Below are 23,857 nucleotides of genomic sequence, written 5' to 3' on the forward strand. Positions count from 1 at the left end.
CCCCGATTTGACAGACAGGCTTATTGCTGACTATTTTTGTAATAATTGGGGGCTGTTCTTGGGGGGGCTAATGCGTGGGGTCATCGCCGCGTTCGCGTTCGCGTTCGTTTTGCTTGCTCACGGTGTCTTTCTTGGTCCCGGCACTGCAGTCGCGCAGACCAAATCGAAGAAGCTGCCGGCGGCCCAAACTGCAACGAAGACCGAGTATGCCCGCTACATTTACGCTCGGATTGCGTCCCGAACGGCTTTCGCCCCCACCCAGGGGCGCACCGGAACGGTCCATGTCGCGTTCCGCGTTATGCGATCGGGGCAGCTCTCCTCGATAAAAGTCGCAAAAAGTAGCGGTAATCCGTTCCTAGATGCGATGGCTTTTCTGGTGATCGACCGCGCTCAGCCATTCGCGCCGGCGCCCCCCAGCGTGGCCGGCGACACCTTTGTCATTCCGATCGTTTTCCGGAAGACGCCGGCACTTTTCGAGTAGCCGCTAGCGGCCGGACGCGACCTCTGCGGAGGCTTCCCGGAACGCTTCGGCGAACTCGATGGCGCCCGAGTTGGTGAGGTTGGTGTCCATGCGTTTGTCGAGTGCGACCAGAAGCTCGGCGCTGGTCTTGTCGCGCACAATGGTGTTGCGGAAATAAGCGCTGCGCTCGAAGAAGTTCGGTGTCGGCGCGCCGCGGGCCGCGGGCCGCATCATCTCGAGCCCCGTGCCGGGGCCTGCGAGGTTCATCAGCTCGATCTCGGCGCCGGTCAACGCGGCGATGCCCGCCTTCTCGGCCATCTCCTTTAGGCCGTATAGCTTCACCACCTGCAGCCAGGGGCCAATGTCGCCGTCGAGATTGATGGCGTGAATGCCCATGCCTCGCTTGGTGCGAGCAAAGGCGACATGCGCATCCCAGCGGTGCGGCACGGAGCGGGCGGCCTTCAACATGGCGGCGAGCTTGTCGTGCTTGTCGGCAAGCGCGCGCCGGCGCGCTGAATCGTAATTGCGATCGCCGGCCATGTCCTTCAGGCGGGCGAGAAACTTCGGCCCGTGCTTGACGAGTTCATCGGTGGTGTTGGCCACGAGAAGCTGGGCGTACCCTACGGCCGTCGAGATCGGCGTTCCGGTTTTCTTGATCGGATGAATACCGGAGATCATGTCGGCGGTTCCAAGACCGCTGGTCTCGAGTGCGTAAACGCGCACGACCTGATCGCCGGTCAGCCCCAGCCGCGTCGCCTCGCGCGCATAACGCAGCTTGAACTCGCGCTCGGGAATTCGATCGGGCGTGAAATTGTACTCGTCCACCGAATAGGCGAGGAACTCGGCAATCCCCGGCTTGGGTTTCGGCGGCTCCTTGTCCTTCTTCTCGTCGTCGGCTGCCTGGAAAACTTCCCAGCGCTTGGCGAGTGCCGCAGGCAGCTCCGGCCCTGCATATTTGGGCGGGAAGGTCTTCACGTAGTCCTTGGCGACAATCGCCTCGCCGCGCCCTTTCTTGCCGCGCCGCAGAGCACGCTTGTCCGTCACCTCGCGCCAATAGGCGTCGCTCTTGAAATCGTGCAGGGTTTTCGCCGAAAGGTATTCTTCGAACAAAGCGCGATCGGCAGAGGACAGCGTCTTCAGGAAAGCTTCCTGGGCTTTGGGCGCGGCGGTCGCTGCTCCGAAGGGCGCTGCGAGCACGAGCCCGGCAAATGCCATCAGCGCCAGCATCAACCAACGGGCGCGTCGGAGAGCTCCCTGTCTGCGGAACTTTTGCATGCGAACCGGGGACGTGGGGCGCTGCAGGCCGGGAGCGAACATCACCGGGAAACCGATCATCGCGTTCGAATCCTTCGATAGAAAGCGGTTCACGTATTTCCGCTTTTCATTGACTCGCTGCAACCTTCGTTTTTCCCAGCCGGCTCCAGGCTCGATGGAAACGCAATAAGCGGGTTGCGATCATTTCATTGGCCGGACAGAAGTGCCGGCCCGTCGAAAAAACGCTGTGATGCCACCAGAATGGGGCGGTAGCATGGGCCTTGACGGGCTCGCGCCCCTGTTTTCGGCCCCGAGGCGCTCTACCTTCCGTTCATTCACGGGATGGGCGCTAGCTCTATTCTCTCGCATCCCGCGCGCCAAGGCCCTACGACATTCCCATGGATCACGCTCTCCTCGCATCAGATGCCTTCAGTCCCACCGGATTTCGCGTCCTTGCGCGGCGGGTGCTCGGGGAAGAGGCGAACGACGAAAGAAAGGAAGCGCATTCACCCAGCGACTTCGACCTTAACCCCGAATTTCTTGAGAGTGCCGATGGCACGCAGTCCAAGGCACCGCTGGCGGAAGCCCTCGCGGCAGCGCGACCAGCGGCGGTTCTCATTCCCGTCCTCGCCCGCCCCGTCCTCACTCTGCTTCTCACCCAGCGCACTCCGCATCTCGCCGCGCATGCCGGCCAGATCGCGTTCCCCGGCGGCAAGACCGAGCCCTACGACAGGGATCCGCTCGCAACCGCGCTCCGGGAAGCGCACGAGGAAATCGGTCTCGATCCCAGTTTTGTGGAACCGCTTGGCACGCTCGATACCTATCTAACGGGAACCGGCTTTCGCATCACGCCGGTCATTGCTCTGGTTGCACCCGGTGCACCGCTGACGATCGACCGCAACGAGGTTGCCGATACTTTCGAAGTGCCTCTGCCCTTTCTGATGGACCCAGCCAACTATCAGCGCCATACCCGCACTATCGGCGGACGCGAACGGCATTTCTTTGCCGTTCCCTTCGGGGATCGCTTCATCTGGGGCGCAACTGCCGGTATTCTCCGCAACATGCATCAGAGGCTCTTCGCACAATGATTCGTACGGTTTTCGAGAACCTGCTGCTGTTCCTGCTTCCGACCCTCATCTACGCGGCCTGGATCCTGTTCACGCGCGCCCGACGTACGGCGGACGACGATAGCGAGAAGGCGAACTCGCTCGGGAGCATTCTCAACGATGCGCCGCTCGTATGGTTGTTCGTGAGCGGGGCCTTCCTCGTCATTGTCACGCTCACCTTCTTCGGCAGCTCCTCCGGCGGGAAACCCGGCCAGCAATACCAGCCTTCGGTCTTCAAGGACGGAAAGATCCAGCCCAGCCACATCGACTGACCCCTCGCGGAGCGATCTGGAACACGACATGAGCGACGATCACGATCAAGATCCGCCAAGCCTGGCCGGCGCCTCGTGGCTCACCGGTGCGGCTGTGCGCAGGGTGCTCGGCACGCTCGCGGGTGGTGGTTTCGAAGCACGCGTCGTCGGCGGCGCCGTACGCAATGCGCTGCTCGGAAAGCCCGTCAAAGATGTCGACGTCGCGACCACGGCCGAGCCGGGCGACGTGATCCGGTTGGCGCAAGCGGCCGGCCTGACTGCCGTGCCGACAGGCGCCGCGCATGGCACGATCACAGTAATCGCCGATCATCAGCCGATCGAAGTGACGACGCTTCGCCGCGACATCGAGACGTTCGGCCGGCATGCGCGGGTGACGTTCACAACCGACTGGACGGAAGATGCGCGCCGGCGCGACTTCACGATAAACGCGCTCTACTGCGACGCAGAGGGCACCGTGCACGATCCGCTCGGCGGCTATCGCGACTTGGTCGGGCGTCGCGTCAGCTTCATCGGCGACGCACAGGATCGAATCCGCGAGGACTATCTGCGCATTCTCCGCTTCTTCCGCTTCACCGCGGACTATGCGGAGGGGCCGCCCGATCCTGGCGGCCTCGAAGCCTCGATCGCATTGGCCGCGGGGCTCGAACAGCTTTCAGCGGAGCGGATCCGCGCGGAGCTTTTGAGGCTACTCGCCGCTAAGCGCGCCGTCGCGGTCGTGGCCGTTATGAACGACGCCAAGCTCATCGAAAACCTGATCGGCGTTTCGGGAGACGTCACGCAGTTCGATCGGCTTTCCGCCATCGAAGTAGCTCTCGGGCGCGATCCCGATCCCCTGCTGGGGCTCGCAGCGCTGGCGGGCGCGCGGCCGGGCCGCTCGCTCGGCGGACTGGGGACTCGGCTCAGGCTTTCGAATACCGAGACCGAGCGGCTGCAACGGCTCGCCTTTCCGGATCCGGCGTTCGATCCGGACAACGCCGAACGCGCGGCGCGCGCATTTCTCTACCGGTTCGGCGTGGACGCCTTCCGCGACGGCGTGCTGATGGCCTGGGCGCGCAGCGGTGCCGCCACCGACAGCTCGCACTGGCTCGAGCGTTTCCTGCTGCCGAACCGCTGGAGAGCGCCGCAGCTTCCGGTGCGCGGCTCGGAGCTTCTCGATCGTGGGCTCGCGGAAGGGCCAGCCATCGGGCGCGTGATGCGCGCATTCGAGGACTGGTGGATCGCCGAGGACTTTCCGAAGGACGAGCTTCGGCTCGCGCACGCGCTCTCCGATCTCGTCAAGGCGAATAGAAGCTAAGGGGGCAACTGGCAGCAGGCAGGACGTCGATTGTATTTCTTGCCGGTTGCCTGCTGCCTCTTGCCTATTTCGCTGGTTGTCTATTTCACACGGGGACCCTGCATACGACGCATTGCAGCCTCTATTCGCCGCCACGTCGCTGCCTGCTCCTTGGCCCCCTGTTCCTCGAAAATCAGGGCTTTCTGGGCCGCCTCGGCAATCGCTTTCGTGCCTTGCACTTCGAAAATTTTGCGGGCGTGCTCCTCGATCTCCATCGCTAGCATAGCAATCTCCGCTGATCTCTGGGGTCAACAACGGCTATCGTGCCATGATCTTGCATTTAGCGTTTGATCCCTCGCAAACAACCCCGGCCAGAATGGAAAAAGGCCGGAGCGTTGGCTCCGGCCTTTCCCAATGCAGTGCGATGGGAACGGGGACTTAGAAGTCCATTCCGCCCATGCCGCCCATTCCGCCGCCGCCCATCGGCATTGCGGGAGCGTCCTTCTTCGGCTTGTCGGCAACCATGGCTTCCGTCGTGATCAGGAGGCCGGCAACGGAGGCCGCATCCTGAAGCGCGCAGCGGACAACCTTCGCCGGATCGATGACGCCAGCGGCCACGAGGTCGCCGTACTCACCGCTCTGGGCGTTGTAGCCGTAGGCATACTTGTTGTTCTCGATGATCTTGCCGACCACGACCGAGCCATCCTCGCCCGCGTTCTGGAAGATCTGGCGCGCCGGAGCCTGGAGGGCCTTGCGCACGATCGAGATGCCGACCTTCTGGTCCTCGTTTTCGCTCTTCAGCGCATCGAGAGCCTTGATCGAGCGAAGCAGCGCGACGCCGCCGCCCGGAACGATGCCCTCTTCGACGGCAGCGCGGGTTGCATGGAGAGCGTCGTCGACGCGGTCCTTGCGCTCCTTGACCTCGACCTCGGTCGCGCCGCCGACCTTGATGACGGCAACGCCGCCAGCAAGCTTCGCGAGACGCTCCTGCAGCTTCTCACGATCGTAGTCGGACGAGGTTTCCTCGATCTGAGCCTTGATCTGCTTGACGCGGGCTTCGATGTCGCCCTTCTTGCCGGCGCCGTCGACGATCACGGTGTTTTCCTTGTCGATCGTCACGCGCTTGGCGCGGCCGAGCATGTCAAGGGTGACGGTCTCGAGCTTGATGCCGAGATCTTCCGAGATCACGGTGCCGCCGGTGAGGATCGCGATGTCCTCGAGCATGGCCTTGCGGCGATCGCCGAAGCCCGGAGCCTTGACGGCCGCGACCTTGAGGCCGCCGCGCAGCTTGTTGACGACGAGGGTCGCAAGCGCTTCGCCCTCGACGTCTTCGGCGATGATGAGGAGCGGCTTGCCGGTCTGAACGACAGCTTCGAGCACCGGCAGCATGGCCTGGAGACCAGAGAGCTTCTTCTCGTGGATCAGGATGTACGGGCTATCGAGCTCCGCGATCATCTTGTCGGCGTTGGTGATGAAGTAGGGCGAGAGGTAGCCGCGGTCGAACTGCATGCCTTCGACGACGTCGAGCTCGGTCTCGAGGCTCTTCGACTCTTCGACGGTGATGACACCCTCGTTGCCAACCTTTTTCATGGCCTCGGCGATCTTGGCGCCGATTTCGATGTCGCCGTTGGCGGAGATGGTGCCGACCTGGGCGATTTCGTCGTTGGAGGTGACCTTCTTCGACTTGGCCTTGAGCTCGTCGACGACAGCCTGGACAGCGATGTCGATGCCGCGCTTCAGGTCCATAGGGTTGGCGCCGGCTGCAACCGACTTGGCGCCTTCCTTGACGATCGCCTGGGCGAGAACGGTCGCGGTGGTGGTGCCGTCGCCGGCCAGATCAGCGGTCTTCGAGGCGACTTCGCGCAGCATCTGCGCGCCCATGTTCTCGAACTTGTCCTCGAGCTCGATCTCCTTGGCGACGGTTACGCCGTCCTTGGTGATGCGTGGGGCGCCGAAGCTCTTCTCGATCACGACATTGCGGCCCTTGGGGCCAAGGGTCACCTTCACGGCGTTGGCGAGAATATCAACGCCGCGCAGCATGCGCTCGCGAGCGTCCTGAGAAAACTTTACGTCTTTAGCTGCCATGTGTGGCACTCCGTCAGAAATTGGGGGGAAACGCGAAAGGGCGGCTCGTCTGCTTACGCAGCCTTCTTGGCCGATGCCTTGCCTTCGAGAACTCCGAGAATGTCGCTCTCCTTCATGATCAGGAGGTCTTCGCCGTCGATCTTGACTTCGGTGCCGGACCACTTGCCGAACAGAACCCGATCGCCGGGCTTCACTTCGAGTGCCGCGATCTTGCCCTGCTCGTCGCGAGCGCCGGGGCCAACGGCAACGACTTCGCCCTGCTGGGGCTTCTCCTTGGCGGAGTCCGGAATGATGATGCCGCCAGCGGTCTTGGCGTCCTCCTCGACGCGCTTTACGACAACGCGGTCATGCAAGGGACGGAATTTCATGGGGAAAACCTCATGATGAGAATGGTTGATCTTGTGCAGCGAAAAATCCCTGGGCAGCCAGGGGCGCGACCCAGGGTTGCACGCGCTACAGGTGCTCGAGCGGCACGCAGGCAGACGCAGCGCCTATATGTGGATCACTGCTAGCAGTGTCAAGCAGCGAGTGCTAAATCGCTGCCGGCACGGTGAACGATGATCCGAATGCGGGCCATTTTGTGACGCTTCCGCGCACGGGAGCTTTCGGCGCGTCGTTCGGGTGCACAGCTTAAACTCGGGCGCACGGTTGGAATATGGACGCTGCATTCATCTGGGTGAAATCAGCCCAGCGCGCGCTCCAATTTCCAAGCTTTCGCGCCGTTTTGCGCTTACCCATGAAATCCCATTCCGAAAATATACTTAGGATGTGACGCAAGGCGTTTTTTGTAACTCAATGTTTCGACGAGCAAACATCGATACCCTTTAACGGCGCCGTTCGACACGATCGCATTCGACTTCCTTTGGGTTGTGGCAATCTCGCAGAACATACCGATAGCTGATTATTTTTACATATCGACCCAACCGGCGCCGCTCAAAACAAACACGCCGCCGGCATCTCGACGATGCACAGCGGCGCGCTAGAAAACGCTATTTTTGTCGGACTTAAACGGTGAAGTCCGTAATCTTCGCGCCCTTGCTCAGCTTCGCGACAAGCCAATTCGGCTTGCGGCCACGGCCGGTCCAGGTTTCCGAGCGATTGTCGGGGTTCATGAACTTCACCGCGACGGCTTTGCCGCGACCCCGCGCTCCGAAAAGCTCGCCGACGGAAAAGCCTGCATTTTCTGCCAATGACGCGATCTTGTGCTTCAGCTCGGAGCGCTCACGATCCTTCGCGGCATTCAGCGCTTTCTGCGCGCGCGCGATGTGATCCGTCAGCTCCTTTACCGACATTTTATCGTAGTTGATGCTTGCCATAAGTAACTCCGTTGATGCGCCTTGCGGGTCGCGAAAGAAAGATCCAGTGGGCGGTTTATAGAGGGAGAAATCACAGTCCGCATGTGAATTCTGCAAAATGGATAAAGATGAAGCGTCGTGAAATGATACGTCCACGCACAATTACGGCTTCTGCTGGCTACAAGAACTTACTGGGGCGTGATTTCTCCGGCCGCAATGAAATTGTTCACAAAAATATCCGCAGATGCATCTTCAAGGCGGAGAAATGCCGGGCAGAGCCTATTCGCTGCGCAGGGCATCAATAGGATTGAGGTGGGCTGCACGACGAGCTGGAAACAATCCGAAACATATCCCCGTTGCGGCAGCCGCCGCCAATGCGCCGCCTAGAACACCGGGAGAGACGAGCACCGGCCAATCCGCCACGAAAGCAATAATCGTGGAAGCCGAAACACCGATCACCACGCCAATCAAACCTCCAAGCAGACATAAGGAAACCGCTTCGACAAGAAATTGCATCATGATATCGCGCCGCCTGCCGCCGACGGCCATTCGCAGGCCAATCTCGCGTGTGCGCTCCGTCACGGAAACCAGCATGATATTCATGATGCCGATCCCGCCGACAATAAGGGATATGACGGATGTAGCGGCCAGCAGATAGCTCATGGTCGAAAGGACCTCAGTCCTGGCCTTCATCGTCTCGGAAAGATTGCGGACGGAAAAGGTGTTTTCGGCGCCACGGGTGGCTTTGCGTCGCTGCCGAAGCAGGTTTTCAATATCCTCTTGGGCGACGGCGAGATCGGTTCCGGTGTCGATTTTCACGTAGATCTGGCCGATGCGGTCGTTCTGGATCTGGCTTTTGCCGGAAATGCGCGCACGGGCGGTGGAAATGGGAATGAGAACGATATCGTCCTGATCCCGCCCCATCGCAGATTGGCCCTTGGAGGACAACTCTCCAACGATTTCAAACGGGACGTTTTTGATGCGAACCGCAGCTCCCACCGCGCTCTCGCCCGGAAAAAGCTCCTTCGCGACGCTCTTGCCGATCAGCGCGACCTTGGCTCCGGTGCGAACATCGTTCGGCTCGAGGTCTCGCCCGTTGTCGACCGGCCAATCCCGCACGAAGCCGTATTCGGCGTGAACGCCGCTTATGGTTGTTGTCCAGTTCGCGTTGCCCCGCACCATGGGGGCCGTCTCCTGGATCTGGCCAGACACCGCCAAAACGCCCTGCACCTTGTCGCGAATGGCGGTTACGTCGCCTTCGGAAAGCGGGATGTCGGTGCCCGCGCCCTGAGAGCGCCCCATGACCCGGCTCGAGCCCGGAAACACCACCAGCATGTTGGTGCCCAGCGCTTTAATTTGCCGGTCGACCTCGCTCGAAGCGCCCGTACCGACGGCCACGAGGATAATGACGGAAGCGACGCCGATCACGATGCCGAGCGTGGTCAACACCGAACGCAGGAGATTGACGCGTAGCGCGCCGACCGCGATCAGGATCGAATCCCAAAGGTTCATGGCGAAGGCCCGGCGACAGGTGTCTCGGTGATTGGCGCCTCGGTAATTGGCGTCTGGCGGACATCGTCGATCACGCGTCCGTCGCGGAAGGTGATACGGCGGCCGGCCCACAGCGCGATTTCGGGCTCGTGAGTGACCAGAACGACAGTGATGCCCTCGCGATTCAAATCCGTGAACACCTGCATGATCTCCTCCGACGTCTTGCTGTCGAGGGCACCGGTCGGCTCGTCGGCCAGCAGGATTTTCGGGTTGTTCACGAGCGCGCGGGCGATCGCCACGCGCTGCTGCTGGCCGCCCGACAATTGCCGTGGCGTGTGATCCATACGCGCGGAGAGCCCGACCTGCTCAAGGCGCCGGCGCGCCAGCTCCTCGCCGTTCTCGGGACGGGGATGTGCGTAGAGCAACGGCAGCATGACCTGACGCAACGCGGACGTGCGCGGCAGCAAGTTGAACTGCTGAAAGACGAACCCAATCGAGCGGTTGCGCAAATCGGCCAGATCGTCGGCCGACAAGGTTCCGATGTCGCGCCCATCGAGGCGGAGGCTGCCCGACGTCGGCACATCGAGGGCGCCGATCAGGTTCATCATTGTCGACTTGCCGGAGCCGGACGGCCCCATGATGGCGACGAAATCCCCGGCTGCGATCTCAAGCGTCACCTTGTCGAGCGCCACGAGATCCTGCTCGCCGACGCGATAGACCTTGCTCAAATCATGCGCCGAAATCAGCGCCGCAGCCGGCGGCCCGGCGGAGGCCCGCGCGGGACGATCGCCGGCAGATGGGCGATCGATCACGGTCATGACTTCAGATCCCGGCCACGGACGATCACACGTTCGCCTTCCTTGAGATCGCCGCCGAGCACTTCGGTAAACTGGTCGTCGGCGATGCCGGTGCGGATGCTTCGGCGCTCAGGCGTTTCGGACGCGCCAAGCACCCACACCGTCGCAAACCGGGTCGTTTCGCGGCCGTCCTTCCAGCGCTGGAACTTCGTCCGCTGCCCTTCCGTCAAGGTCGGGCCGAGCGCCTGCTCGATGCGTGCCGTCGCCTTCTGGCGGAATGCACTCGGATCGCTAGGCCCTCCCATCAAGCTGCCCTGGCTGCTTTCGCGCGCTTCCTGGCCGAGCTTTTCGAGAACCTGCTTGACGGCGGCCTGCTGCTCGTCGGTCAGCTCGACTTCCGTCTTGAGCCGCTCAACCATGCGGCCGGTGCGATCGCCTGCACCGCCTGCGCCGCCTGCGCCGCGATCTCCGCCCCGCGCCTGCGTTTCGGCGGCCGCGATCTTGGGCTTGAAGCGAAGCGCGTCGTTCGAGATGCGCAGCACGCCGTCCCGTGTCGCCGACAGGATCACGACGTTGGCCGTCATGCCGGGGAACAGCTTGCGACCGGGATTGTCGGCTTCGATGATCACCGTATAGGTCACGACGCTGCTGATCTCGGTTGCCGCGAGGCGTACCTGGGTGACGCGGCCTTCAAACTGGCGGTCGGGGTAGGCATCCACGGTGAAGGTCGCGGTGTTGCCTTCGCCGACTGCGCCGACGTCGGCTTCGTTGACCTGGGCCTCGATACGAATGCGCGAAAGATCCTGGGCGATCTTGAACAGCTCGGGCGCCTGCAGGCTCGCGGCCACGGTCTGTCCCGGATCTACAGTGCGTGAAATGACCGTGCCGTCGATCGGCGAGCGGATCTCGGCGCGCTCGAGATCGATGGTCGCCTGGTCAAGGGACGCCTGGCGCTGCTGAATGGTGGCGCGCGCACTCGCGACCTGGGCTTCCATAACCGCGATATCGGCCTTGGCCACATCCCGGTCACGCAGGGCCGTCTCATAGGTGAGCTGTGGCGAGAGGCGCTTCTCGGCCAGTGCCTGCTGCCGCGCGACATTGGTTTCCGCAGCCTGCAGCACGGCCTCGGACTTGTTCGTCGCTGCTTCCTGGTTGGCGAGCGCGGCTTCGGCGGCGACAAGGTCGGCCTTGGCCTGTGCGACCTTGGCGGAAAAGGTCTTGGAGTCGAGCGTGGCCAGGATATCGCCCGGCTTGACCTCACTGTTGAAGTCGACCCTCACCTCGTCCACCTGGCCTGAGAGCTGCGAGCCCACGCTAACCGTCACGAGCGCGCGAACCGGCCCCGCGGTCGAGACGATCTTGCGGATCTGGCCCTTCGCGGCGGGGAGGGTGTCGTAAACCATTCCCGCGCCGGACGTGGACACGGGCCCCAGCATCCAAACCGCGGCAAGCCCGGCCGCGGCTACAGGGACCGCCAGCGTAAAGAGGGAGCTGAAACGTCTTTTCATAAGTTGAACCGGTCCGCCTGAGGGTGTGCCTATACTCGTAATGGAAGACGGACTTTCCGGATACTTCCGTCGCTCGCAGGCGCTTCAAGGCGTTATCTGGTGCTTTTGGCGCAAAATCGCCACAAGCCTGAACGGCAGATGAATATGGCATTCAGAACCCGTTCAGCGGGCCGGGCCTAACGTTGACCTTACCCTGAGATCCTATCTTCCCCGGCGTGATCCACGGGGGTGCATCGTTCAGGGTCGGTGCACCCCTCCCCCCCCCTCTAAAATTCCCCGGGCTACGTCATCTCGCTTACAAAGCTTGAATGGAACCTCCTGAGCCGGTAGGCATTGGGCGAATAATTGCCGCTCAAGACGGAGTACGCCCCGTGACCTTCAAACTCCCCGATCTTCCATATGCTTATGACGCGCTCGCCCCCTTTATGTCGGCCGAGACGCTGCAGTTCCATCACGACAAGCACCATCAGGCTTACGTCGACAACGGCAACAAGCTGATCGTCGGGTCGGGCCTCGAGGGCAAGTCCATCGAGGAGATCTGCAAAGCGGCCTATGACGGCAAGAACGCCGGCCTCGTGAACAACATCGGCCAGCATTACAACCACCTCCACTTCTGGCAGTGGATGAAGAAGGGCGGCGGCGGCAACAAGCTTCCTGCATCGGTCCAGAAGCTCGTCGATGGATACGGCGGCTTCGATAAGGTGCGCGCCGACTTCATCAACGCCGGCACGACGCAGTTCGGCTCTGGTTGGGCGTGGCTCGCGATCCGCGACGGCAAGCTCGAAGTCAGCAAGACGCCGAATGGCGAAAATCCGCTGATGCACGGCGCGCAGCCGATCCTCGGCGTCGACGTGTGGGAGCACAGCTATTACATCGACTATCGCAATGCCCGCCCGAAGTATCTCGAGGCCTGGTTCGACAACCTGGTCAACTGGGAGCACGTCGAGGAGCTGGCTGCGTAAAGCTGCTCCGGTCCGGATTTCTGAAGCGCGGGATCGCAAGTTCCCGCGCTTTTCTTTGGCGGGGCGCCAAACGAATTAGCGGCGATACCAGCCTGCTAGCGCGGAGACGAGGTTCTCGCCTTCGGGGATTTGGATCTCGATCGAAAAACGGCGGTCGGGAAGTGCGACCGGCGCCGGCACGCCGTGGCGATCCCGGAGCAGCGCGGAAACCCGTACCACTAGCTCCTGCGGTCCGGCCGCGCGCGGCGTCACGAGCCAAGCCCAGCGGCCGAAGGTAACCGGATCGCGCGCCGAGTTCGCGTAACGGGCGCTCACGAACTGCGTGCGTTCCGACTGGCGCTCGATCTCGAAGGCTTCGGAATTGCCGTAGAGACTGACGGACAGCGTCTCGACGCTCTGACGGTCTTCGGTGCCCACGCCGCCGTGCACGACCTCGGCTTGGATCAGGCCCGCCAAGATCTCGCGGCCGAGGGTCAGCTCGACGGTCGTCGGCGCGCCGAGCCACATGGCTTCGGGAATGTGGTGGACGAGCAATCCGGCTTCGACGGCCTTGGCGAGATCATCCGCCGTGATCACCGGAGCCGAGGGACGATCCTGATCGAAGCGATTGCGGCCGGCTGCCGTCTCGGCGCCCGCTCCCCACTTTTCGGCCGGCCAGTCGAGCGTCGGCTCTCGCCTTGCCTCCGGGCGGGCGTCGCGCCTTTCATCCGGCGTCCGCACGTCGGGGCGAGAAGCCGGCGGGTAGGGAGCCGGTGGCGAGGCGACTTCGGGAAGCTCTGTCAGCGGGCGTGCGCGAACAGCCGCTTCGGCAGCGATAACCGGCTTCGCCGCGGCCTGCCGATCCGGCTGCCGCATAGGGGCTTGCTCGGCGCGATCCGAGGCAGCCTTCGGCAACGGCGGCGGGCGGGTGCTCCGAGCCTCAGCCTGTGGCGCGGCGCCGGAAGCGGCCGGCGTCTCCGACGCGGAGGCGCGGCGCGCAGCGTCGCGCTCGCTCATGTCGCGCAGCGATGCGGCGGCGGTGCTCAGCCGCGCGATCACACGCGAGATGCCGTCGACGTCGCGCGGCGAGAGCATGTTGAGCTTGCGAAACATCAGCGGCAGGCGAGACGCCGACAGGTCCTCGGAGCGCGCGGGCACGAGCAGGTTCAGAGGCATCGCCTCGCGCGCGATCTCGGAAAGCCCGGCGTTCTGTACCGAGGTTTCCGTCCAGATGACGATCACAGCTTCGAACTGCCGCAAGCGGGAGGAGCGGTCGGGGCGGGGCGTATCAGGTTCCCCGTCAAAAGACACGAAATGGCCGCGCCCCATGAGCGCGGCGCCCAAGTCTCTCGCTATGCTCCCGTCCTTTGGCACATGACAGATGAGGATGCGTGCCATGTCGATTTCCTAAAGCTTGGATGAGGTCGCCCTTCGATTTCCGGCATCGTGACGCTGCACCCTTACGCCTTCACGCACTCGACAGGTGTGGCGCAGCTATCGGCTGCGCCCGGTGATGGACTTGACGATGATGTTCTTGATCGTGGTTGCGATGGTCCGCGAGATGGAGCGTTGGAGATCCTTGCCGATCATCTCGCCCATGCCCTGGCGCGGGCGGCCCTTGGGCTTGCCGTCGGCACCGGTTCCCCCGCCGCCGAAGATGATGTCGCCCCAACCGCCGCCGCTTCCAGCGCCTGCTTCCTCAGTGGCCTTGTCAGCGCGCTTGGTCAGGATCTCGTGAGCACTCTCGCGATCGATATGCTCCTCGTATTTCCCGTAGACCGGGCTGTATTCGATGACGCTTTGGCGCTCGTCAGCCGTGACCGGGCCGACCCGTCCTTCCGGCGGGCGGATCAATGTGCGCTGAACGATCGAGGGCTCGCCCTTGTTCTCCAGCGTCGACACCAGCGCCTCGCCGACCTTGAGTTCGAGGATGACGCGCTCGGTATCGAGATCGGGGTTCTTGCGGAAGGTTTCGGCGGCCGCCTTGACGGCGCGCTGTTCCTGCGGCGTGAAGGCGCGGAGCGCGTGCTGCACGCGGTTGCCGAGCTGGGCCGACACGGAGTTGGGAACGTCGAGCGGGTTCTGGGTGATGAAGTACACGCCGACGCCCTTCGAACGGATCAGGCGGGCAATCTGCTCGATGCGCTCCAGCAATGCCTTCGGCGCTTCGTTGAACAGAAGATGCGCCTCGTCGAAGAAGAAGACGAGCTTCGGCTTCGGAAGATCACCGGCTTCGGGAAGCGTCTGCCAGAGCTTGGTCAGCATCCACAGCAGGAACGTGGTGTAGAGCCGCGGCTTCTCCATCAGCTTGTCGGCGGCGAGAATGCTGACGACGCCGCGGCCGTCGGGCGCGATGCGCATGAAATCGTTGATGTCGAGCGAAGGCTCGCCGAAGAACTGATCGGCGCCCTGTTCTTCGAGCACCAGCAGGCGGCGCTGGATGGCGCCGACCGAAGTGGTGGCGACGTTGCCGTACTTCTGGACCAGCTCCTTAGAGCGCTCAGCGACGTTCGCGATGATCGCGCGCAGATCCTTGAGATCGAGAACCGGGATCTTCTCGTCGGCGGCGACGCGGAAGGCGATGGTCAGTACGCCTTCCTGCACCTCGTTGAGCTCGAGCATGCGCGAGAGAAGGAGCGGCCCCATGTCGAGCACGGTCGCGCGGATCGGATGGCCTTCCTTGCCGAACACATCCCAGAAGATGGTCGGGTAGGCACGCTGCTTCCAGTCGTCGCCAAGGCCGACTTCGGCTGCGCGCTTGACGAGAAAATCCTTGGGTTCGCCAACCGCCGCGAGCCCGGAAAGGTCGCCCTTGATGTCGGCGGCAAAGACCGGAACACCGGCGGCGGAAAAGCCTTCCGCGAGGCCTTGCAGCGTCACCGTCTTGCCGGTGCCGGTTGCGCCCGTAATCAGGCCGTGGCGGTTCGCGAAGCGCAGCTCGAGATACTCGGGCTTCGTGCTCTTACCGATAAAAATCTTTCCGTCTTGGAGCACCGACTGGCTCATCACGCTCTCCGAATTGACACCCGTGAACCGATGCCCGTGACCGGCGCGCGCGCCGTCCGAAGCAGGACGCTCTTTACCTAATTCGCTAAAGTATAACCCAACCGCCGACGCCACGGCGCCGACTCGGCTGTCCCAACACCTCAGGACCTCTTTGCATGGCCCTGGTCCTATTGCAAATTCAGTTGCATGGACCTCTTCGTCAAGCTGGGGAAATTCCACACCTTTGCGTTGCGGGCACGCGTCCGAGAGCGCTTTTCGGGCGCGCCGAACCGTCGCGGTTTCGTCACACAATCTCTTTGTGCGTGCGCCCGTGAACGGTTTTCCCTATAGAAATCACACAAGGGAGAGGCCCAAACACGGCGCTTCAGAAAACCCCGTCCGATCAACGGAGGACCGAAATCGACATGACGGCCGCTAACCCTGCCCAAGGCGTTTCTGCCACACCTCTTGCCTCGGATTTCGAGGCGGCAACCCGCGAGCAGTGGCTGGCCCTCGTCGACAAGGCGATCAAAGGGGCGGATTTCGAGAAGAAGCTCGTCACCCGGACGGCGGACGGCATCCGGGTCGAACCCATCTACGTGCGAGCCGACGCAAACCCGGCTCTCCAGGCCGCAACGCCCGGCCACGCGCCCTTCACGCGCGGCGCCAGCTCTTACGTCAAAGGGCTCGGCTGGGAGATCCGGCAGGCCATCAGCGCAACGGATCCGGCGCACGCCAACACCCAAATTCTGACTGAGCTCGACGGCGGCAGCAACGGCGTCGTGCTCGAGATCGAAGCGCCGGGCCAGAGCGGCTGCCGTATTCGCAGCGCCGCCGACATGGCGGCTGCCCTTTCCGGTATGCGCCTAGATCTGGCTCCCGTCGCGCTCAGCGCCGGGCTCGGCGCCACTGATGCCGCGGCGCAGCTCATTTCCGCGCTACCCGGGCTCGGCATCGCGGCCAAGACCGCCCAGGTGTTTCTCGGCCTCGATCCGATCGGATCGCTGGCCCGCTGGGGCACGCTTCCCTCGCCGGTGCAGAAAGCGCTCGTAGAAGCCATCGCGTTGGCAGGTGAAGCCCGCGCGGAGGTGCCACTGGCGCGCACGGTCAATGTGGACGCCACGATCTATCACGAGGCGGGCGCCACCGAAGCCTACGAGCTGGCCGCGCTCGGCTCGACGCTGATCGCTTACCTGCGTATGTTCGAAGCGGCCGGCGTCTCGCCCGCCGATGCGCTCGGTCAGATCTCGTTTGCGCTTTCTTCCGATACCGATCTCTTCGCAACAGTCGCGAAGCTGCGCGCCGCGCGCCGGCTGATCTGGCGTATCGCGGACGCTTCGGGCGCGGGAGACGCGGCTTCCAACCTGCATATCGCCGCGCGGACGTCCTTCCGCGTCATGGCGCAGCGCGACCCGTGGACCAACATGCTGCGCTCGACGCTCTCGTGTGCGGGCGCGGTGCTCGGCGGCGCGGACGCCATTACCGTGCTTCCGTTCACGGCGGCGCTCGGCGAAGCCGACGATATCCAGCGGCGCATGGCCCGCAACATCCAGATCGTGCTGCAGGAAGAATCATGGCTCGGGCGCGTGCTCGATCCGATGGGCGGCTCCTGGTACATTGAGGCGCTGACCGACGAAGTGGCAAAGGCAGCCTGGGGCCAACTGCAGGAGATCGAAGCCAAGGGCGGGATCATCGCCGCACTCGATCAGGGTTTCGTGCAGGATCAGATCGCAGCCCAGGCAGCCACGCGCGCCAAGGCCATCGCGACCGGACGCGCGGAGCTGACAGGCGTCTCGGCCTTCCCGCTGCTCGGCGACGACGGCGTGACCGTCACCCCGCGCGAACCGGCCCCGCCGGTCAAAGGCAAGGAGATCGTGCGCCCGCTCACCCCGCACCGTCTCGCAGAGCCGTTCGAAGCGCTGCGCGATACGGCTGACGCCTACATCGCCCGCACGAAGCGCACGCCTTCGGTTTTCATGGCCAGCATCGGCGCCGTGATCGACCACACGCTGCGCTCGACCTGGATCAAGAACTATCTGGCAGCGGGCGGCATCGCTGTGCTGACCACCGACGGCTACGCCTCAGCGGAAGAAGCGGCCCTCGCGTTCAGCAAATCGGGCGCGGCGACGGCCTGCATCTCATCCTCGGATGCGCTCTATGCCGAGCACGCCGAAGCCACGGCCCGCGCGCTCAAGGCGGCCGGCGCCAAGCTGGTGTTGATGGCCGGGCGCCCGGGCGACAAGGAAGCCGCTCTCAAGGCCGCAGGTGTCGATCAGTTCCTGTTCGCGGGCGCCGACGCCGTCGCGACCCTCAAGGGGCTTCAGGAGAAGCTTGGAATTTCGTAGCATTCGGCGTCCGGCCGAGACTTTTCAAACGCGCCGCGTGGCGCCCCCGTTACCCAGATCGAATTGGTTCAAGCCATGACCACCATTCCGGATTTCACCAAGATCAAGCTCGAAGGCACCCGCAAAGCCAATGGGCTCGCGCATGCCCCCGCCGAGCCCGCCTCCGCGAGCGACACCTTCACGACGCCCGAAGGCATTCCGGTCAAGCAGGTCTATACCGACGCCGACACCGCCGGGCTCGACTTCCTCGACACCTGGCCTGGCATCGCGCCCTACGTGCGCGGCCCCTACCCCACCATGTACGTGACGCAGCCGTGGACGGTGCGCCAGTACGCCGGCTTCTCGACGGCGGAAGATTCCAACGCGTTCTACCGGCGCAACATCGCCGCCGGCCAGAAGGGCCTTTCGGTGGCGTTCGACCTCGCGACGCATCGCGGCTACGATTCCGATCATCCGCGCGTGCGCGGTGACGTCGGCATGGCGGGCGTGGCCATCGACAGCATCTACGATATGCGCACGCTGTTCGAAAGTATCCCGCTCGAGCAGATGACCGTCTCGATGACCATGAACGGCGCCGTGCTGCCGATCCTCGCTCTCTTCATTGTGGCGGGCGAAGAGCAAGGCGTGCCGGCCTCAAAGCTCGCAGGCACCATCCAGAACGACATCCTCAAAGAGTTCATGGTGCGCAACACCTACATCTATCCGCCCGAGCCTTCGATGCGGATCGTGTCGGACATCTTCGCCTACACCTCGGCCAACATGCCGAAGTTCAACTCGATCTCGATCTCCGGCTATCACATGCAGGAAGCCGGCGCGACGGCGGACCTCGAGCTCGGATACACCATCGCCGACGGCATCGAATATGCGCGCGCGGGCGTGGCCGGCGGCCTCGACATCGACAAGTTCGCGCCGCGCCTGTCGTTCTTCTGGGCGATCGGCATGAACTACTTCATGGAGATCGCCAAGATGCGGGCCGCGCGCCTGCTCTGGGCAGAGCTCATCAAGAAGGAATTCGCGCCCAAGGATCAGCGCTCACTCTCGCTACGCACCCATTGCCAGACCTCGGGCTGGAGCCTCACCGCGCAGGACATCTTCAACAACGCGACGCGCACCTGCATCGAGGCGATGGCCGCCACGCAGGGACACACGCAGAGCCTCCACACCAACGGCATCGACGAAGCCATCGCGCTGCCGACCGATTTCTCGGCTCGTATCGCACGCAACACGCAGCTCGTGTTGCAGCAGGAGAGCGGCACGACGCGGCCGATCGATCCGTGGGGCGGCAGCCACTTCATCGAGCGGCTGACCTACGAGCTTGCGCTCAAGGCCAAGGCGCACATCGACGAAGTTGAAAAGCTGGGCGGCATGGCGAAAGCGATCGCGGCCGGTATCCCGAAGATCCGCATCGAGGAAGCCGCCGCCCGCACGCAGGCGCGCATCGACAGCGGCCGGCAGACCATCGTCGGCATCAACAAGCTGCAAACGACGGAAGACCTCAAGATCAACCTCTTGAAGGTCGACAACCATTCGGTGCGCGAGCAGCAGCTCGCGAAGCTGAAGCGGCTGCGCGGCGAGCGAAACGAGGCCGAGGTTCAGGCTGCCCTCACTGCACTTTCCAATGGCGCGGCCGGAAACGCCAATCTTCTGGATCTCGGCGTCAAGGCGGCGCGTGCGATGGCGACCGTCGGCGAAATGTCGGAAGCGATGGAGCGCGTGTTCACGCGGCATCGCGCGGAAGTGCGTACCATCTCGGGCGTTTACAGATCGGAGGCGGGAGCCATGAACGACGACGTCGGCACCGTGATCAAGATGGCGGCCGCGTTCGAAGTGATGGACGGGCGGCGCCCGCGCATCCTGATCGCGAAGATGGGCCAGGATGGCCACGATCGCGGGCAGAAGGTGATCGCGTCGGCGTTCGCGGATCTCGGCTTCGACGTGGATATCGGACCGTTGTTCGCAACACCGGACGAGGCCGCACGGCAGGCCGTCGAGAACGACGTGCATGTGATCGGCGTCTCGACCATGACGGCCGGACATCTCACGCTGGTGCCGGATCTCAAGGCGGCGCTGGCCAAGGACGGACGCGACGACATCATGGTGGTGGTCGGCGGCGTGATCCCGCCGCACGACTACGAGGCGCTTTATACAGCGGGTGCGGCCGCGATCTTCGGCCCGGGCACCAACATCCCGAAGGCGGCGGCGGACCTGATCAACAAGCTCAACGAGAAGTACGGGTATACGAAGGCGGCGGCGGAGTAACCGTTCCGGCCTTACTCGTTCGTTTAAGCGATTTTTCTTCGTTTTTCACTCAAACAGCCCGGCGCGCGCGTGCGCGGCGGGTTTTTTTGTGCGGTCCACTGAGCACTTGCGACATCCGGCCAAACTTTGGTCAGGGTAGCAATATCGGCGGCAACGACTTACGTCTTGGGTTCAGGGAAGAAACCACAAGACAGGGTCACTTCAGCAATGAAAGCCATAAAAATCGCGCACCCCGCGGGTCTCGACCACGTGCAGGTGGCCGACATCAAAGATCCGGGCGCGCCGGGGGCCGGGCAGATCCGCGTGCGGCTCTCTGCAAACTCGCTCAACTATCACGACTACGCCGTTGTGATCGGGGCAATCCCGGCCGATGACGGACGTATTCCCCTTTCGGATGGCGCGGGCGTCGTCGAGGCGGTCGGCGAAGGCGTGACGGATTTCACCGTCGGTGACAGCGTGGTCTCGTGCTTCTTCCCTTACTGGCAAAGCGGAATACCGCCGCACGGAGACTTTTCTCACGTGCCCGGTGACGGGCTCGACGGCTACGCGCGCGAGGCGGTGATCACGCCGGCACACTGGTTCACACACGCGCCCAAGGGCTGGAGCCACGCCGAGGCCGCGACACTGCCGTGCGCCGGCTTGACGGCCTGGCGCGCGCTCGTGGTCGAAGGCGGTGTCAAAGCCGGCGACAGCGTGTTGATCCTCGGCACCGGCGGCGTCGCGATCTTCGCGCTGCAGATGGCGAAAGCAATGGGCGCGACCGCGATCGTGACCTCGTCGTCGGACGCCAAGCTCGAACGGGCGCGCGCAATGGGTGCCGACTTCACCGTCAACTACAAGACCGACCCGGAATGGGGCCGCACCGTTCGCAACTGGACGGGCAAGCACGGCGTCGACCATGTGCTCGAAATCGGTGGTCCCGGCACGCTCGCGCAGTCGATCGTTGCGGCGCGCGTCGGCGGGCACATCTCGCTCATCGGCATCCTGACCGGCGTCAAGGGCGAGGTGCCGACGCTCGCCATGATGGCCAAACAGATCAAGCTGCAGGGTATCATCGTCGGCAGCCGGCAGCATCAGGTGGAGATGATCCGCGGTCTCGAAGCGACGGGCATCCGGCCGGTGATCGACAAGACGTTTCCGCTCGACAGGCTGGCGGACGCGTTCCGCTACGAGGAGCAGGCCCAGCACTTCGGCAAGATCTGCGTCGCGATCTAGGGCTAGCGAGCCCGAACGTCGATAACTCCGTTTCCCCTATGAAAAACGCCGCGAAGCAGGAGCTTCGCGGCGTTTGATATTTTGAGAGCGTAAGGAAGGCGTTCAGTCTTCCTTCTTGCGCGGGACGCTCGGGACGGCGCCGCCGGACGACCGGGACGGCTTGTCCTTCTTGTCCTTCGGGCCGGAGAGAGCCTTGCGCGGCGGTGTCGCTTCCACGAGCGCCGCTTCGGAATCGCCCTCCTCGTCGTCCTCCTCTTCCTCTTTCGAGCGGAGCTTCTTCGAGGGATCCGCCGGAATGACCTCCAGCGTCAGCGAGCTGTCCTCGCCCTTGCCCTGGACCAGCACCTTCACGGTGCCGCCATGCTCGAGCTTGCCGAACAGCAGCTCATCGGCGAGCGGCTTCTTGATGTGCTCCTGGATGACGCGAGCCAGCGGCCGGGCGCCGAACTTGTCGTCGTAGCCCTTTTCGCCGATCCACTTCTGTGCCCCTTCCGAAAGCTCGATGGTGACGCCGCGATCCGCGAGCTGCGCCTCGAGCTGGAAGATGAACTTCTCGACCACCTTGGCGATGACCTCTTGCGGGAGGCCCGAGAACGGAATGACGGCGTCAAGACGGTTGCGGAACTCCGGCGTGAACAGCCGGTTTACAGCCTCCGTATCTTCGCCCTCCCGCTTCTCGCGGTTGAAGCCCATCGGCGGACGCGCCATGTCGCTCGCGCCCGCGTTGGTGGTCATGATCAGGATCACGTTGCGGAAATCGACCTGCTTGCCGTTGTGGTCGGTCAGCTTGCCGTGGTCCATCACCTGCAGAAGGATGTTGAACAGATCCGGATGCGCCTTCTCGATCTCGTCGAGGAGCAGGACGCAATGGGGATGCTGATCGATGCCATCGGTCAGGAGGCCGCCCTGGTCGAAGCCGACGTAGCCCGGAGGCGCGCCGATCAACCGCGAAACGGTGTGCTTCTCCATGTATTCCGACATGTCGAAGCGCAGAAGCTCGACGCCCATCAGCGCGGCAAGCTGCTTGGCAACTTCCGTTTTGCCGACGCCGGTCGGGCCCGAGAACAGGTAGCAGCCGATCGGCTTTTCCGGCTCGCGCAGGCCCGCACGGGCGAGCTTGATCGCGGCCGAAAGCGCCGTGATGGCCTTGTCCTGTCCGAACACCAGCCGCTTCATGTCCTTCTCGAGGTTCGAGAGAACCTCGGCGTCGGACTTGGTGACGGTCTTCGGCGGGATGCGCGCCATCGTCGCGACGGTGGCCTCGACCTCCTTCACGGTGATCTTCTTCTTGCGCTTGTTGTCGGGCAGCAGCATCTGCGAGGCGCCGGTCTCGTCGATCACGTCGATCGCCTTGTCCGGCAGCTTGCGGTCGTGGATGTACTTTGCCGACAGCTCGACGGCGGCCTTGATGGCCTCGCCGGTGTACTTGAGCTTATGGAACTCCTCGAAGTAGGGCTTGAGGCCCTTCAGGATCGCGATCGAATCCTCGACCGTCGGCTCCTTTACGTCGATCTTCTGGAAGCGGCGGACGAGCGCGCGATCCTTCTCGAAGTGCTGACGGTACTCCTTGTAGGTGGTCGAGCCGATGCAGCGCACGGATCCCGACTGAAGCGCGGGCTTCAGCAGGTTCGATGCGTCCATCGCGCCACCCGAGGTCGCGCCGGCGCCGATCACGGTGTGGATCTCGTCGATAAAGAGAATCGCGCCCGGATAGTTCTCGATCTCCTTCATCACGGCCTTGAGGCGCTCTTCGAAATCGCCGCGATAGCGCGTGCCGGCGAGCAACGCGCCCATGTCGAGCGAGAAGATCGTCGCTGTTTTCAGCACCTCGGGCACTTCGCCGCGCAGGATCTTGCGGGCGAGGCCTTCGGCGATCGCCGTCTTGCCGACGCCGGGATCACCGACGAAGAGCGGATTGTTCTTCTGCCGGCGGCAGAGAACCTGGATGGTGCGCAAGACTTCCTGCTCGCGGCCGATCAACGGATCGATGCGGCCGTCGCGGGCCTTCTTGTTGAGATTGACGCAGTAGGTATTGAGCGCGTCCTGACCTGGCTTCTTCTCCTCGCCGGTCTCGCTCGCCTGCTCGTCGTCCACGCCGCGCACTCCCCTCGGCTCCGCCATGCCCGCACGCTTGGCTATGCCGTGACTGATGTACTGTACCGCATCGAACCGCGTCATTTCCTGCTCCTGCAGGAAGAATGCCGCGTGGCTTTCGCGCTCCGCGAAAATCGCGACCAGCACGTTGGCGCCGGTCACTTCCTCGCGACCGGACGACTGAACGTGAACGACCGCGCGATGGATGACGCGCTGGAAGCCGGTGGTGGGTTGCGCTTCGGCGGTGCCCTTGTGGACCAGATTGCCGAGCTCGGTATCGAGATACTCGCCCACGCGCGCACGGAGTTGGTCGAGATCGACGTTGCAGGCGCGCATGACGGCGGCCGCGTCGCGATCATCGATCAGCGCCGCGAGCAGGTGCTCGAGGGTCGCAAATTCGTGATTGCGCTCGTTTGCGAATTCGAGCGCGCGGTGAAGTGAGGATTCAAGGCTCTTCGAGAAGGATGGCACGTTCGA

19 protein-coding genes are annotated in these 23,857 nt (G+C 63.4%); 8 read left to right on the forward strand and 11 right to left on the reverse strand.

What is annotated here, in order from left to right; genetic code table 11:
- Positions 1-7: 7 nt before the first annotated feature.
- The gene (locus tag RCO24_RS03485) at positions 8-481 is read left to right on the forward strand and encodes an energy transducer TonB (protein ID WP_308960008.1); all 474 of its coding nucleotides are present in this window, start codon (positions 8-10) and stop codon (positions 479-481) included.
- Between the two features lie 3 nt (positions 482-484).
- Here RCO24_RS03485 and RCO24_RS03490 read toward each other — a convergent pair whose 3' ends face one another.
- Entirely contained in the window at positions 485-1,795 is a 1,311-nt protein-coding gene (locus RCO24_RS03490; protein ID WP_308960009.1) for a hypothetical protein, read from the reverse strand.
- 317 nt (positions 1,796-2,112) lie between these two features.
- Here RCO24_RS03490 and RCO24_RS03495 point away from each other — a divergent pair, with 317 nt between their 5' ends.
- Genes RCO24_RS03495 through RCO24_RS03505 form a run of 3 tightly spaced genes read left to right on the forward strand, consistent with a single transcriptional unit; the run spans position 2,113 to position 4,386 of the window.
- On the forward strand, positions 2,113-2,802 hold the full coding sequence (locus RCO24_RS03495; RefSeq protein ID WP_308960010.1) for a CoA pyrophosphatase: 690 nt from the start codon (positions 2,113-2,115) through the stop codon (positions 2,800-2,802).
- Positions 2,799-3,092 (forward strand): DUF6111 family protein, encoded by a 294-nt coding sequence (locus tag RCO24_RS03500; RefSeq protein ID WP_308960011.1) that lies wholly within the window; start codon positions 2,799-2,801, stop codon positions 3,090-3,092. The genes RCO24_RS03495 and RCO24_RS03500 overlap by 4 nt, the downstream gene beginning before the upstream one ends.
- A 28-nt stretch (positions 3,093-3,120) precedes the next feature.
- On the forward strand, positions 3,121-4,386 hold the full coding sequence (locus RCO24_RS03505; RefSeq protein WP_308960012.1) for a CCA tRNA nucleotidyltransferase: 1,266 nt from the start codon (positions 3,121-3,123) through the stop codon (positions 4,384-4,386).
- 80 nt (positions 4,387-4,466) lie between these two features.
- On the opposite strand, the gene RCO24_RS03510 is transcribed toward RCO24_RS03505, so the two are convergent.
- The 7 genes from RCO24_RS03510 to RCO24_RS03540 all read right to left on the reverse strand — a co-directional run bounded on the left by RCO24_RS03510 (position 4,467) and on the right by RCO24_RS03540 (position 11,436).
- On the reverse strand, positions 4,467-4,640 hold the full coding sequence (locus RCO24_RS03510) for a hypothetical protein (RefSeq protein WP_308960013.1): 174 nt from the start codon (positions 4,638-4,640) through the stop codon (positions 4,467-4,469).
- A 163-nt stretch (positions 4,641-4,803) separates the two neighbouring features.
- Positions 4,804-6,450, reverse strand: coding sequence for a chaperonin GroEL (gene groL, locus RCO24_RS03515; RefSeq protein ID WP_308960014.1), 1,647 nt, complete (start codon positions 6,448-6,450; stop codon positions 4,804-4,806).
- Positions 6,451-6,503: 53 nt separating this feature from the next.
- Positions 6,504-6,818 (reverse strand): co-chaperone GroES, encoded by a 315-nt coding sequence (groES, locus tag RCO24_RS03520; protein WP_308960015.1) that lies wholly within the window; start codon positions 6,816-6,818, stop codon positions 6,504-6,506.
- Between the two features lie 636 nt (positions 6,819-7,454).
- A complete protein-coding gene (locus RCO24_RS03525) occupies positions 7,455-7,766 on the reverse strand; it encodes an H-NS histone family protein (protein WP_308960016.1) in 312 nt (103 codons plus the stop codon).
- A gap of 258 nt (positions 7,767-8,024) precedes the next feature.
- Entirely contained in the window at positions 8,025-9,257 is a 1,233-nt protein-coding gene (locus tag RCO24_RS03530) for an ABC transporter permease (RefSeq protein ID WP_308960017.1), read from the reverse strand.
- A complete protein-coding gene (locus tag RCO24_RS03535) occupies positions 9,254-10,054 on the reverse strand; it encodes an ABC transporter ATP-binding protein (RefSeq protein ID WP_308960018.1) in 801 nt (266 codons plus the stop codon). Before RCO24_RS03535 ends, RCO24_RS03530 begins: the two co-directional genes overlap by 4 nt.
- Positions 10,051-11,436 (reverse strand): efflux RND transporter periplasmic adaptor subunit, encoded by a 1,386-nt coding sequence (locus tag RCO24_RS03540; RefSeq protein WP_308960019.1) that lies wholly within the window; start codon positions 11,434-11,436, stop codon positions 10,051-10,053. Before RCO24_RS03540 ends, RCO24_RS03535 begins: the two co-directional genes overlap by 4 nt.
- Before the next feature lie 476 nt (positions 11,437-11,912).
- Here RCO24_RS03540 and RCO24_RS03545 point away from each other — a divergent pair, with 476 nt between their 5' ends.
- Entirely contained in the window at positions 11,913-12,503 is a 591-nt protein-coding gene (locus tag RCO24_RS03545) for a superoxide dismutase (RefSeq protein WP_308960020.1), read from the forward strand.
- Between the two features lie 75 nt (positions 12,504-12,578).
- Here RCO24_RS03545 and RCO24_RS03550 read toward each other — a convergent pair whose 3' ends face one another.
- Complete coding sequence (locus RCO24_RS03550) at positions 12,579-13,880, reverse strand: hypothetical protein (RefSeq protein WP_308960021.1); 1,302 nt, start codon at positions 13,878-13,880, stop codon at positions 12,579-12,581.
- A gap of 96 nt (positions 13,881-13,976) precedes the next feature.
- Positions 13,977-15,488: a helicase HerA-like domain-containing protein gene (locus tag RCO24_RS03555; protein WP_308960022.1), complete on the reverse strand. Its 1,512-nt coding sequence runs from the start codon at positions 15,486-15,488 to the stop codon at positions 13,977-13,979.
- A 404-nt stretch (positions 15,489-15,892) separates the two neighbouring features.
- Here RCO24_RS03555 and RCO24_RS03560 point away from each other — a divergent pair, with 404 nt between their 5' ends.
- From RCO24_RS03560 to RCO24_RS03570, 3 genes are all read left to right on the forward strand, one after another.
- On the forward strand, positions 15,893-17,812 hold the full coding sequence (locus tag RCO24_RS03560) for a methylmalonyl-CoA mutase family protein (RefSeq protein ID WP_308960023.1): 1,920 nt from the start codon (positions 15,893-15,895) through the stop codon (positions 17,810-17,812).
- Positions 17,813-17,887: 75 nt separating this feature from the next.
- The gene (scpA, locus tag RCO24_RS03565) at positions 17,888-20,071 is read left to right on the forward strand and encodes a methylmalonyl-CoA mutase (protein ID WP_308960024.1); all 2,184 of its coding nucleotides are present in this window, start codon (positions 17,888-17,890) and stop codon (positions 20,069-20,071) included.
- A 207-nt stretch (positions 20,072-20,278) separates the two neighbouring features.
- Entirely contained in the window at positions 20,279-21,286 is a 1,008-nt protein-coding gene (locus RCO24_RS03570) for an NAD(P)-dependent alcohol dehydrogenase (RefSeq protein ID WP_308960025.1), read from the forward strand.
- A 102-nt stretch (positions 21,287-21,388) separates the two neighbouring features.
- Here RCO24_RS03570 and clpA read toward each other — a convergent pair whose 3' ends face one another.
- Positions 21,389-23,851: an ATP-dependent Clp protease ATP-binding subunit ClpA gene (clpA, locus tag RCO24_RS03575; RefSeq protein ID WP_308960026.1), complete on the reverse strand. Its 2,463-nt coding sequence runs from the start codon at positions 23,849-23,851 to the stop codon at positions 21,389-21,391.
- Positions 23,852-23,857 lie beyond the last annotated feature (6 nt).

Origin of the sequence: Hyphomicrobium sp. LHD-15 (assembly GCF_031157355.1) — a bacterium.
In the GTDB taxonomy this organism is placed as follows: domain Bacteria; phylum Pseudomonadota; class Alphaproteobacteria; order Rhizobiales; family Hyphomicrobiaceae; genus Hyphomicrobium_C.